The organism is Methylorubrum sp. GM97, from assembly GCF_024347855.1.
Lineage (GTDB): Bacteria > Pseudomonadota > Alphaproteobacteria > Rhizobiales > Beijerinckiaceae > Methylobacterium > Methylobacterium extorquens.
On the sequence record NZ_AP025942.1, the window covers coordinates 3923305 to 3935770 of the forward strand.

Sequence of the window (12466 nt, forward strand, 5' to 3'; positions counted from 1 at the left end):
CCGGACGGGAGCCCCCTGAAGGGTCTCGCGCCGTTACCTGCTCCCGGGCTGCGGCGATTTCGCGGCGACCGCCCCGTCCGGCCGCGCAACCGAAAGTCGTTCGATTTTAGCGATTTGCTAAATGATGCACCTCAAGTTCCAGGCAAGCAACGATTCGGCCGGAACGGGGAGGGCAGCGTGATCGTCGTGCTGAGCGACCGCCCGGATCGAAGCCAGTCCCTGGTGGATGCCGTGCGCGCGGTCGCCGAGTGCCGGGTCGTGGGCACCGACGAAACCTGGGCCCGGATCGGCCCCTTCCGCGGTGTGATCGCCGACATCACCCTGAGCCGCCCCGAAGCCAAGCGCTGCCTGCGCTTGCTGGCGAGCCGCCCCGCACGCACGCGCGCGCCCCTGATCTGCCTGACCCGCGGCAACGAGCAATCCGCCTTCACCGAGGCGCGCAACCTCGGTGCCACCCTGTGCCTGTCGGCGCTGGCCGAGCCGCGGATGGTGGTGGGCTCGCTGGTGCGCGAGGTCTGGCCCGAGAAGTCGGTGGCCGACCTCGTGGTGACCCGCGAGGCCGAGCGGGCGGGTACGCTGATGACGCGCCTGTTCGAATCGGCGCAGACCGGCCCGATCGACCTGCCGAGCGTCGAGCGGGGCATCGCCCCGGTGCTCGACGCCATCCACGAGGGCGGCCTGTCGCGCTGGCTCGACGAGGTGTGGGCACACGACGACGTGACCTTCCAGCACTGCCTGCTGGTCTCTGGCGTCGTCGCCGCCTTCGCCCAGAATCTCGGCCTCTCCGCCACGGACAAGCAGCTCATGACCCGCGCCGCGCTGGTGCACGACGTGGGCAAGTCGCGCATCCCGCTCGCCGTGCTCAACAAGCCCGGCCGGCTCGACGACGACGAGCGGGCGGTGATGCAGACCCACGCGCCGATCGGCCACGAGATTCTGATGGCGTCCGGCGGCTGCGACCCGATCACGCTCGCGGTGACGCGCCACCATCACGAGATGCTCGACGGCTCGGGCTACCCGGACAAGCTCTGCGCCGACGCGATCGGCGACCCCGTGCGGCTGCTGACGATCTGCGACATCTATGCCGCCCTGATCGAGCGGCGCCCCTACAAGGTGCCGATGTCGAGCCGCGACGCGCTCTCGATCCTGTCGAGCATGCAGGGCAAGCTCGAGGGTGGGCTGGTGCAGGCCTTCGGCCGGGCGGTGCAGACGGTGCCCTGAAGCGGCCTCCGGCAACGAGCGCGCGGTATCGGCGGTCGAGGGCCGCCTTTTCATCCCAGGCGTCGTACACGGGTCATCAAAACCATCAAAGGTTAAGCATGACCTGCCCCGCCTTGGATGTTCCGATGCCGCCTCGCCGCGCCCTCCGCTGCCTTGCTTCCGCCGCCGCACCGGGCCTCGCCCTGGCCGCGGTCTCGATCCTCGCCTCGATCCTGACCTGCTCCGCGGGCCCCGCCGCGGCCGACGAGACGTCCCGCAAGAAGGCCGAGGCCAAGCCGCCCGTGACCCTCGACGAGAAGGGCATTACGGTCCGGCTCGACGACGGCAGCACATTCCGCATCGGCGGCCGGCTCCAGGGGGATTTCGGCACGGGCCATGTGCAGCAGCGCGGCTTCGGCACGGTGTTCGAGGAGCCGGCGGCGATCCGCCGGGCCTGGATCGAGACCTATTACAGCCTCAAGGACTTCGAATTCGCCTTCCAGTACGACTTCAACGAGCGGCGCGTGCCGGTGAGCGACGCCATCGTCGCCTACAAGGGTTTTCAGGACGTCATCATCACCCAGGGCAACTTCAAGGAGCCGTTCAGCCTCGATCAGCTCATCAGCGACAATGTCAGCCAGTTCACCGAGCGCTCCCAGGCCGACGCCTTCGCCCCGGCGCGCAACTTCGGCTCCGCCATCGGTACCCACGGCGCCAACTGGACCGCGGTGACGGGCGTGTTCGGCGGCAACATCAACACCGGCCTGCAGAACAACGGGATCGCCTCGACCAGCCGCCTAACCTACACGCCGTGGCTCTCCGAGAACAAGAACGACGTGCTGCATCTCGGCCTCGCCGGCAGCTACCGGACGCTCGGCGACGACGACAGCAGCCTCAGCCTGTCGAGCCGCTCGGAGGCGTTCCTGTTCGCCCGCCCGCTCGCCAACACCCGGACAATCCGCGACGCCACGGCGATCGGCCGGGTCGGCGTCGAGGCGGCATGGCAGCAGGGTCCGTTCCGGCTCCAGGGCGAGTACATCCTCACCGATATCGAGCGCCGCGACGGACGCCCGCCGCTGCTGTTCCAGGGCGGCTACATCCAGGCCTCAGTGGTGCTCAACGACAAGGGCCGGCCCTACCGGGTCGTGCCGACCTACGGCAGCGACTACGGCGTCTTCACCGGCGTCACCGTCGAGGAACGCCAGCGGGTCAGCCGCGGCGGCACGGGCCTGTTCGAACTCGGGGTCCGTTACAGCGCCATCGACCTCGAATCCCGTGAGGTGCGCGGCGGCGTCGAGCACGACTTCACCGCGGGCGCGAACTGGTATCCCGAGCCTAACATCCGCTTCGTCTTCGACTACATCCGCTCGCATGCCGAACCGTCGGCGGAATCGCTGAACTTCGGCCGCCGCACCGTCGACGCCGACCTCTTCATCGGCCGGGCGCAGCTCACCTGGTAGGCGCCTCCCGCGGTTGAGCGGGGCGCCGGCAGGGTCTACCTGACCGGGGTCCCGCCTCTCCCGTGAGGAGCCTCGCCTTTGAGCCCCGATCCCGCCCTCTCGCGCCGCGCCCAGGCCGTGGCGCCCTTCCTGGCGATGGACGTGATGGCTGCCGCCGGCGCCCAGGAGCGGCGCGGGGAGGGCGTCGTGCACATGGAGGTCGGCCAGCCCTCGGCCCCGGCGCCCCGCGCGGTGATCGCGGCGGCGCAAGGAGCGCTCGCCGACGGGCGCATCCCCTACACCGAAGCGCTCGGGCTTCCGCGCCTCCGCGAGCGCATCGCCCGGCACTACGCCGAGACCTACGGCGTCAGCCTCTCGCCGGAGCGGGTGGTGGTGACGACGGGCTCCTCGGCGGGCTTCGTGCTGGCCTTCCTCGCCCTGTTCGATGCGGGCGCCCGGATCGGCGTGCCGCGCCCCGGCTACCCGGCCTATGACGGCATCCTGCGCGCCCTCGACCTGATCCCGCAGCCGCTGACCCTGCGTGCGGAGGACCGCTACGCCCCGACCCCCGCGCTGGTGCGCGCGGCCCATGCGGCGCAGCCCCTCTCCGGCCTGCTTGTGATGAGCCCGGCCAACCCCTCGGGCACGGTGATCGAGCCGACCCGGCTTGCCGAACTCTGCGCCACGGCGCGGGCGCTCTCGCTGCCCTTCATCTCCGACGAGATCTATCACGGCCTCAGCTACGGCGTGCCGACGGCAACCGCGCTGCAATTCGATGCGAACGCGCTGGTCATCAACTCCTTCTCGAAATTCTACTGCATGACCGGCTGGCGGGTCGGCTGGATGGTGGTGCCCGAGACGCTGGTCCGCGGAATCGAGCGGCTGGCGCAGAACCTCTACATCTCGGCGCCCTATCTCTCGCAAATCGCGGCGCTCGCCGCCTTCGACACGCTCGACGAGATCGTCGCGGTCCGCGAGGGCTACGCGGCCAACCGCGCCCTGCTCCTCGACGCGCTGCCGGCGCTCGGCTTCAGCGACATCCACCCCGTGGACGGGGCCTTCTATCTCTACGCCGACATCGCCCGGCACACCGACGACGCCAGCGCCTTCTGCCGGCGGATGCTGGAGGAGGCGGGCGTCGCCGCGACGCCGGGCCTCGACTTCGACCCGGAGGAGGGCGGCCACCACATCCGCTTCTCCTTCGCCGGCTCGAACGCCGAATGCGCCGAGGCGGTGGCGCGGCTGAAGGGTTGGCTGGGCTGAGCCGCTGGCTCCGGTATCGTGCAGCATCCGGCCTTCCCGAACGCCTGCGCACCGCAGACCTATCCGCCGGAAGACCCGCGGAACGCGCCGGATCATACCCCCTGATACGCAAAACGGGGCCCGGCTGAGCCGGACCCCGCTTCGCAAGCATCAGGACGCATCAGGAGCCGTGCGCGGGATCCGCGATCCCGCGCCGCGTCTCACTCTCCCGACAGCGCCGCCTTGGTGCGCGACCACCAGCCGGCCCGCTTGGGACGGTTCGGGTCCGGCGGCGTCAGCACCACCGCGACGGGCTCCGGCGCGGGCTCGGCGTTGGCCGGGCTGGGCGCTGCCGCTTCGGTCGCGGCCTCGGCGAAGGACTCGACTTGGATCGGCTCGAGCTCCGGCGCGGGGACGACCGGCGGCGGCTCGGCCGCGGCGCCGTTCTCGGCGGCGAGCGAGACGGTGCTCACATCGGCATCGTTGAACGGCTCCTCGGGGCCGACCGGCAGGGTATCGGAGGCGGTCTCCTCGGGATGCGCCTCGGACTCCTCCGAGGTCCGCACCTCGTCGGCATCGGAATCCTGCTCGGAATCCGAACGGCCATTGCGCTCGGTCCGGCCGCGGCCGCGACCGCCCCGGCGTCCGCGGCGACGGCGGCGTCCGTTGGCGTCCTCGCCGTTGGCGTCGGCGTCTGATGCGGTCTCGTCCGGCTCGGCCGCGGCGCCGAGAGCCGCCTCGACGGCCTCCGGCTCGGAATCGGGCGCATTGTCGCCGTCGTCCGCGCTGTCCTCGGCCCCATCCTCGCTGTCGGTCCCGTCCTCGTCCCGCGCGCGGGCCTCGCCCTCACCGGAGGCGCGGCCACCGCGACGGCGACGGCGACGGCGGCGACGGCCACCGCCCTCCTCGGACGCATCGGCGGCGGGGCGCTCCTCGGACGCGCCCCCGGGCTCCGCTTCGACCTCGGTCTCGACCTCTTCGGTCTCCTGGCTCTCGACCGCCTCGTCCTCGAACTCCTCGGCCTCGTAGACCGGCGAGATCGCCACGGCGCGCACGCCCGTCACCGGGCCCTCGTGCTTCACCGCCGGCTCGCCGCGTTCGAGCTGGAAGGCGGAGGTCGCCACGAGCCGGTCGTCGGCGGAGATGGTGATCGTGACCGAGAAGCGCTGCTCGAGATCGAAGAGATGCGCGCGCTTCTGGTTGAGGATGTAGAGCGCCGTCTCGGTGCGGGTGCGCAGCACGACGTTGTGGCTCGCCGACTTGAGCAGCACTTCCTCGATCGAGCGCAGGATGTGCAGCGCCACCGAGGAGGTCGCCCGCACGAAGCCCGAGCCGCCGCAATGGGCGCAGGGGATCGAGGAGGATTCGAGCACGCCGGTGCGGATGCGCTGGCGGCTCATCTCAAGCAGGCCGAAGGGCGAGATCCGCCCGACCTGGATGCGCGCCCGGTCGTTCTTGAGCGCCTCGTTCAGGCGCTTCTCCACTGCCCGATTGTTGCGCTTCTCCTCCATGTCGATGAAGTCGATCACGACGAGGCCGGCGAGATCGCGCAGGCGCACCTGCCGGGCGACCTCTTCGGCCGCCTCGAGGTTCGTCTTGAGCGCGGTGTCCTCGATGTCGTGCTCTCGGGTGGCGCGGCCGGAGTTCACGTCGATCGAGACCAGCGCCTCGGTCGGGTTGATGACGAGGTAGCCGCCGGAGCGCAGGGCGACGTGGGTCGAGAACATCGCGTCGAGCTGCTGCTCGACGCCGTAGCGGGCGAAGATCGGCGTCGGATCGCGGTAGGGCTTCACGACCTTGGACTGGCCGGGCATCAGCATCCGCATGAAGTCCTTGGCCTCGCGGTAGGCGTCCTCGCCGGAGACCAGAACCTCGTCGAGATCCTTGTTGTAGAGGTCACGGATCGCCCGCTTGATCAGCGAGCCCTCCTCGTAGACGAGCGCCGGGGCGGTCGAGGACAGCGTCAGCTCGCGCACGCTCTCCCACAGGCGCATCAGGTACTCGAAGTCGCGCTTGATCTCGGGCTTGGTGCGCGAGGCACCGGCCGTGCGCAGGATGATCCCCATCCCATCCGGCACGTCGAGGTCGGCGACCACTTCCTTGAGGCGCTTGCGGTCGGCGGCCGAGGTGATCTTGCGCGAGATGCCGCCGCCCCGGCCGGTGTTCGGCATCAGCACCGAGTAGCGGCCGGCGAGCGACAGGTAGGTGGTGAGCGCCGCGCCCTTGGTGCCGCGCTCTTCCTTGACGACCTGGACGAGGATGATCTGGCGGCGCTTGATCACCTCCTGGATCTTGTAGTGGCGGCGATAGGCGCGCGGACGCTCGGGGAGCTCGGCGAGCGCATCGCCCGAGCCACCGACCTGAGCGACGCGCGGCTCGCCGTCCTCGGACTCCTCGTCGTCGTCCTCGTCGTCCGAATCGTCGTCCTCGGAATCGTCGTCCTCATCCTCGTCGTCGGACTCGTCATCCTCCGAGTCCTCGTCGTCCGAATCGTCAGCCTCGGAGTCCTCGTCGGAATCCGCGTCGGCTTCCTCGATCTCGGCCTGGGAGACGGGCGCGCTGGCGGCGACGGGCTGCGGCTCGACCGTCTCTGCCTCGGCGGAATCGGCCTCAGCGGGCGCGGACTCGGAGGATTCCGTGGTCTCGACGGGCGGGTTCGGCGCCTCGGAGATCGCGGCGATGTCGGAGGGCTCGACCGCAGCGGCTTCGTCAGCCGACGCCTCACTGGCGGAGGTGCCGGGCTCCAAAGCCGCCTCGGGCAGGCTCGCGGAGGCATCGCCGCCGGCCTCGACCGGTGCGGACGCCGCGTCGCCCTCGCTCCGCTCGTCGTTCCGTTCTTCGCTCCGCCCTTCGACGAGAGCGGACCGCACCGCCTCGATCGCCTCCGGCGCAGGCGCGTCGGCGGCCTGGCCCTCACCGGGGATCGCAGTGTCCTCGGAGCCTGCGTCGGACACCGCCTCTTGCGACTTCACCGTGTCGTCGGGGCGCGCACCGCGAGCCTCGGCCCGGCGCCCACGCGAGCGGCGGCCCCGCGGCGGACGGCGCTCCTCGCGCTCGCGGTGCTCCTCTTCCTCGCGCGCCTCGGCCTCGATCAGCGCGAGGCGGTCGGCCATCGGGATCTGGTAGTAGTCGGGGTGGATCTCGTTGAAGGCGAGGAAGCCGTGGCGGTTGCCGCCGTACTCGACGAAGGCCGCCTGGAGCGAGGGCTCCACGCGGGTGACCTTGGCGAGATAGATGTTGCCCCTCAGAGGCCGGCGGTTGGCCGCCTCGAAATCAAATTCCTCGACCCGCGAGCCTTGGACTGTGACGACCCGGGTCTCCTCCGGATGCATCGCATCGATGAGCATCTTGTTGTTGGCCATGACGTGCTTTCGACATGGCGGCCGACGTCGTTCTCCTCACGCTCGCGCCGCTTGGTCCCGGCGGCGCCGCCCCCGGCCTGCGGGCCGGAAGGAGATGGGCGCGTGCCGGCCTCGTCGCCGAGGTCGCGGTGGATGCGGGGAGGGGATTGCCGTCAACCGCCTTGACGCGCCGGGCATCGGCGCGGTGGGGGTTGAACAGGGCCGGGGCGACGGAAGGGGCGAGGCGACGCGAAAACCGCGCGCCTTCGGCACGAGCAGCGGCAACCGATGCTGTGCGTCCTCCCATCCTGATCCGGCCTCGCGAAGATGGTGGGCCGGCAAGCGGCCCGTACAGATTTCATGGGCACGGCCGACCCGGAATGATCGGGAGGCCGCGAATGCCGTGACACCCGCCCGGATGCCGGGAGGCGCCGACTGACGCTGCTGATTCGAGCGAGGTGGGCGCCGACATGCCCCGGGCGCGCCCGGGGGCCGCCGAAGCGCCAACCCGGGAATGGGGTCGATATCATTACAGAGTGTCGCGGGAGAATTGCAAGGGTTCCGTATGACGGCCCCCGGCACTTCGTCAGGCAAGCGCGCCATCACCCGCACGTTCCCGTGAACCGGAGGCCGCCCCACGGGCTTGAACCCGACGAACCCGTTGGAATGGCAGAAATCCCGTCGGGATAGCAGGGGAGGGCTTCGCGGTGTCGCTTCCGGATCAATCGCTCGCCGCGGTGGCGAAGGAGGGGCGTGAGGCCCGCTACCGGGGCGACCCGGCCACCGCCAACCCGCACCCGGAGGGCTCGGACGCACACGCCGTCTGGCAGCGGGCCTGGGAGATGCCCGACGGCGAGGCAGCCGAGCGAGAAGCTCCCGACAGCCGCGCCTGACCCGCCGGCCAAGGATATCCCATCCACCGCCCTCATCCTGAGGCGGCCGCGTCAGCGGCCCTCGAAGGATCCTCCAGCCCCCGCGCGATCCCTGGAGGACCCTTCGAGGCCGACGCTGCGCGCCGGCACCTCAGGATGAGGGGGAGGGTGGGACGAGACATGGGACGCCGCAGGCGGTGTCGCTCCGGCACAACAGCGGCGCCGGGATCGGCGGGAGCGAAGTGAGGAACGGTTAACCATCTCGGCCGTATCTCGTATCGGAGGCTTCCCCGGACCCTTGGCCGCCCGATGCCGCACAGCACCTGCCTGCCCCGCACCGGACTTGTCCGCCCCATCGCCATCCTCGCGCTCGCGGGCGGCTTGGTGCTGGCCGCCGGCCCCGTGCCGGCTCAAGACGGCCCCGGCAGCCCGCAGCCCGGCGGCGCGGCGGTGGCGATCGCCGCCGAGACCGCGACGCGGGACGGCACGACCCGGCTCACCCTCACCCTGTCGAAGGCGATCGAGGCCCGCGCCTTCGTGATGGAGCGGCCGGACCGGGCGGTGATCGATCTGCCCGAGGTCAACTTCCAGCTCGACCAGGAGCCGGGCAAGGAGCCGGCCAAGATGAGCGGCCGCAAGCGCGACGGCGCCATCGCCTCGTTCCGCTACGGCCTGTTCGCCCCGGGCCGCTCGCGCATCGTGGTCGATCTCACCGGGCCCGCCGTGGTCGAGGCGATCGAGACGGTCAAGACCCGCGAGGGCGCGGTGCTGGTCTCGATTCCCTTCCGCAAGGTCGATCGCGACACCTTCCGCAAGGCGGCGGTCGCGGGCGATCCGAGCCCGGCTGCCGCGGGCAAGGCCGCGCCCGTGCGCGAGACCGCCGACACGCGCCCGCTCATCGTCATCGATGCCGGCCACGGCGGCACCGATCCCGGCGCCATCGCCGCCACGGGGGTGTTCGAGAAGGACATCGTGTTCGGCTTCGCCCAGTCCTTTGCCGAGCGCCTGGAAGCCTCCGGCCGCTACCGCCTGCTGATGACCCGCGACCGCGACGTGTTCGTGCCGCTGGCCGAGCGGGTGCGCATCGCCCGCGACGCCAAGGCCGACCTGTTCGTCTCGATCCACGCCGATTCGATCTCGGCCGCGCCCCAGGTGAAAGGCGCCACGATCTATACCGGCTCGGAGCGGGCGACAGACGGCGAATCCGCCCGGCTCGCCGAGCGCGAGAACCGGGCCGACGCCGCCGCCGGCACCGAATCCGGCGAGGCCCCGGCGGAGGTCGCGGACATCCTCCAGGAACTGACCCTGCGCGAGACCCGCGGCTTCTCCTCGGGCTTTGCCGGCCAGCTGATGGGCCAGCTCTCCCCGGTGATGGAGATGAGCACGAAGCCCCACCGCGAGGCCGGCTTCAGGGTTTTGCGCTCGCCCGACGTGCCCTCCGTGCTGATCGAACTCGGCTACCTGTCGAGCAAGAGCGACCTGGAGAAGCTGCAATCGGAAGAGTGGCGCATGCGGGTGACGGGTTCGATGGCCAAGGCCGTGGACCTGTTCTTCTCCGGCCGGGCCACGCTTTCGCGTCCGGTGGCGATCGGAGCGCGCTCCGCGGAGAACGGGAAAAGCGCGATCGCGTTCCGCCCCTGAGGAGCCGGACACGGCTCCACGGCGCGAAGCGTGCCTCGGCCTTTGCCGAGGCGTCGAGCGGAGCGAAAGCCTGAGCCCGCGGAGGCGGGCGCCGGCGACTGAGGCCGACGAAAGCTTAAGGGGAGCGCTTTCGAGCGGTCCCCTTGCATCGCCCCAGTTTCACCATAGAGCCGGTGTCGATACGGGGCTCGACGAGCCCCCCGTCCGCCTGACAAGAGGCACGGCCGCGCGGGGCCTCACCAGAGCCCGCGGCAGGCCCTCGCGCTTGGCCTTCATCGGCGCGCAGCGGACGAGCGACGGAACGGACCCCGGATGCGTTTCATCCTGCGATTCTTCGCCTTCCTGTTCTCGGCCGGTGCGGTGGTGTTCTGCCTCGCCGCCGCGGTCGGCGCGTTCTTCTACTGGAAGTACAGCCAGGACCTGCCCGATCACGCCGCGCTCGCCAATTACGAGCCGCCGGTGATGACCCGCGTCCACGCGGCAGACGGCTCGCTTCTGGCCGAATACGCCCACGAGCGCCGCCTCTACCTGCCGATCCAGGCGATGCCGAAGATCGTCGTCGCCGCCTTCCTCTCGGCGGAGGACAAGAACTTCTACAAGCACGGCGGCATCGACCCCGAGGGCATCGTCCGCGCGATCCTCACCAACGCCCAGTCCGGCAAGAAGCAGGGCGCCTCGACCATCACCCAGCAGGTGGCCAAGAACTTCCTGCTCTCGGCCGAGCAGACCTACGACCGCAAGATCAAGGAAGCGCTGATCGCGCTGCGGATCGAGTCGGCCTATTCGAAGGACAAGATCCTCGAACTCTACCTCAACGAGATTTTCCTCGGCACCATCGTCCCCGGCCGCAACCTGCACGGCGTGGCCGCCGCGGCGCTGGATTACTTCGGCAAGTCCGTCCACGAGCTGACGATCAACGAGGCGGCCTATCTCGCCGCCCTGCCGAAGGGGCCGAACAACTACCACCCCTACCGGCGCACGCAGCAGGCGCTGGCGCGGCGCAACGAGATCATCGGCCTGATGGCCCAGAACGGCTACATCACGGCCGAGGAGGGCACCGAGGCCAAGAAGCAGCCGCTCGGGGTCAACCCGCGCGTCGCCTTCCCGAACGCGGCCAACGCCAACTACTTCACCGAGGAGGTCCGCCGCGAGATCTCCGAGCGCTACGGCCAGAGCAAGCTCTACGAGGGCGGCCTCTCGGTGCGCGCCACCCTCGACCCGAAGATGCAGGCCTGGGCGCGCAAGGCGTTCATCGACGGCCTCGTGCGCTACGATCAGGGCCGCGGCTGGCGCGGGGCCGAGCATAAGGTCGATCTCACCGGCCGCGACTGGGGCTTGGCGGTGGCCGAGATGCCCGCGCTCGGCGACATCGCCCCCTGGCGGCTCGCCGTGGTGCTGAACACCAATGGCGGCGTGGCGCAGATCGGGCTCCAGCCCAAGCGCGAGGCCGGCGGCTCCCTCTCGAAGGAGCGCGAGACCGGCGCGATCACCGCCGAGGGCGTGAAGTGGACCGGCCGCGCCGTCGCCGCCGCGGTGAAGCCCGGCGACGTGGTCTATGTCGAGGCGATCGATCCGGCCAAGGGCACCTACCGCCTGCGCCAGAAGCCTGAGGTGTCGGGCGCCATCGTCGCGATGGACCCCTATACGGGGCGCGTTCACGCCATGGTTGGCGGCTTCTCGTATGAGGAATCCGAGTTCAACCGCGCGACGCAGGCGATGCGCCAGCCTGGCTCCTCGTTCAAGCCGATCGTCTACTCGGCGGCGCTGGACAACGGCTACACCCCGTCCTCAGTGGTGCAGGATGCGCCGATCACCATCGAGGCCGGCCCCGGCCAGGAGGCGTGGTCGCCCTCGAACTACGACGGCAAGTCCGGCGGTCCGCACACCCTGCGCTACGGCATCGAGCACTCGAAGAACCTGATGACGGTGCGGCTGGCCAAGGATATCGGCATGCCGCTGATCGCCGAGTATTCCCGCCGCTTCGGCGTCTATGACGACCTGCTGCCCGTGCTGCCGATGTCGCTCGGCGCCGGCGAGACTACGGTGATGCGCATGGTCACCGCCTACTCGATGCTCGCCAACGGCGGGCGCCGCATCCGTCCGACGCTGATCGACCGCATCCAGGACCGCACCGGCGAGACGATCTACCGCCACGACAACCGCAAATGCGTCGGCTGCGACGCGGAGAAGTGGTCGGGCCAGGACGAGCCCAAGCTAGTGGACCAGTCCGAGCAGGTGCTCGACCCGCTCACCGCCTACCAGATGGTCTCGATCATGGAGGGCGTGGTCCAGCGCGGCACCGCGACCCTGCTCAAGCAGATCGGCAAGCCGCTCGCGGGCAAGACCGGCACGACGAACGACGCCAAGGATGCGTGGTTCGTGGGCTTCTCCCCGGATCTCGCGGTCGGCGTCTATCTCGGCTTCGACAAGCCGCGCTCGCTCGGCGACCGGGCGACCGGCGGCGGGCTCGCCGCCCCCATCGTCCTCGACTTCCTGAAGGTGGCGCTCAAGGACAAGCCGCCGACCCCGTTCCGCGTCCCGGCGGGGATCAAGCTGATCCGCGTCAACGCCTCCTCCGGCACCCGCGCCGGCTCGGGCGAGGGCGGCGGCACCATCCTGGAGGCGTTCAAGCCCGGCACCGCCCCGCCGGATTCCTACGTCGCCCCGTCCGCCCCCGCCGCGGTGCCGCCCGATGCGGGCGCCGCCGCCCAGGCCGGCGGCGTCTACTGAA

General features: G+C 70.5%; 7 protein-coding genes. 6 read left to right on the forward strand and 1 reads right to left on the reverse strand.

Annotation, left to right across the window (positions count from 1 at the left end; genetic code table 11):
• Positions 1–177: 177 nt before the first annotated feature.
• The 3 genes from MSPGM_RS18375 to MSPGM_RS18385 all read left to right on the forward strand — a co-directional run bounded on the left by MSPGM_RS18375 (position 178) and on the right by MSPGM_RS18385 (position 3902).
• Positions 178–1221: an HD-GYP domain-containing protein gene (locus MSPGM_RS18375; protein WP_003604932.1), complete on the forward strand. Its 1044-nt coding sequence runs from the start codon at positions 178–180 to the stop codon at positions 1219–1221.
• A gap of 125 nt (positions 1222–1346) precedes the next feature.
• Positions 1347–2660, forward strand: coding sequence for an OprO/OprP family phosphate-selective porin (locus MSPGM_RS18380; RefSeq protein WP_209688421.1), 1314 nt, complete (start codon positions 1347–1349; stop codon positions 2658–2660).
• Between the two features lie 78 nt (positions 2661–2738).
• Positions 2739–3902 carry a pyridoxal phosphate-dependent aminotransferase gene (locus MSPGM_RS18385; RefSeq protein WP_209688420.1) on the forward strand — a complete coding sequence of 388 codons (1164 nt, stop codon included), beginning with the start codon at positions 2739–2741 and terminating at the stop codon, positions 3900–3902.
• Between the two features lie 200 nt (positions 3903–4102).
• On the opposite strand, the gene MSPGM_RS18390 is transcribed toward MSPGM_RS18385, so the two are convergent.
• Positions 4103–7243 carry a ribonuclease E/G gene (locus MSPGM_RS18390; protein WP_261925829.1) on the reverse strand — a complete coding sequence of 1047 codons (3141 nt, stop codon included), beginning with the start codon at positions 7241–7243 and terminating at the stop codon, positions 4103–4105.
• Between the two features lie 686 nt (positions 7244–7929).
• Between MSPGM_RS18390 and MSPGM_RS18395 the strand changes: the two genes are divergently transcribed.
• The 3 genes from MSPGM_RS18395 to MSPGM_RS18405 all read left to right on the forward strand — a co-directional run bounded on the left by MSPGM_RS18395 (position 7930) and on the right by MSPGM_RS18405 (position 12465).
• Positions 7930–8115, forward strand: coding sequence for a hypothetical protein (locus MSPGM_RS18395; RefSeq protein ID WP_003607569.1), 186 nt, complete (start codon positions 7930–7932; stop codon positions 8113–8115).
• A gap of 288 nt (positions 8116–8403) precedes the next feature.
• Positions 8404–9735 carry an N-acetylmuramoyl-L-alanine amidase gene (locus tag MSPGM_RS18400; protein ID WP_261925830.1) on the forward strand — a complete coding sequence of 444 codons (1332 nt, stop codon included), beginning with the start codon at positions 8404–8406 and terminating at the stop codon, positions 9733–9735.
• A 312-nt stretch (positions 9736–10047) separates the two neighbouring features.
• Positions 10048–12465: a penicillin-binding protein 1A gene (locus MSPGM_RS18405; protein ID WP_003603464.1), complete on the forward strand. Its 2418-nt coding sequence runs from the start codon at positions 10048–10050 to the stop codon at positions 12463–12465.
• Position 12466 lies beyond the last annotated feature (1 nt).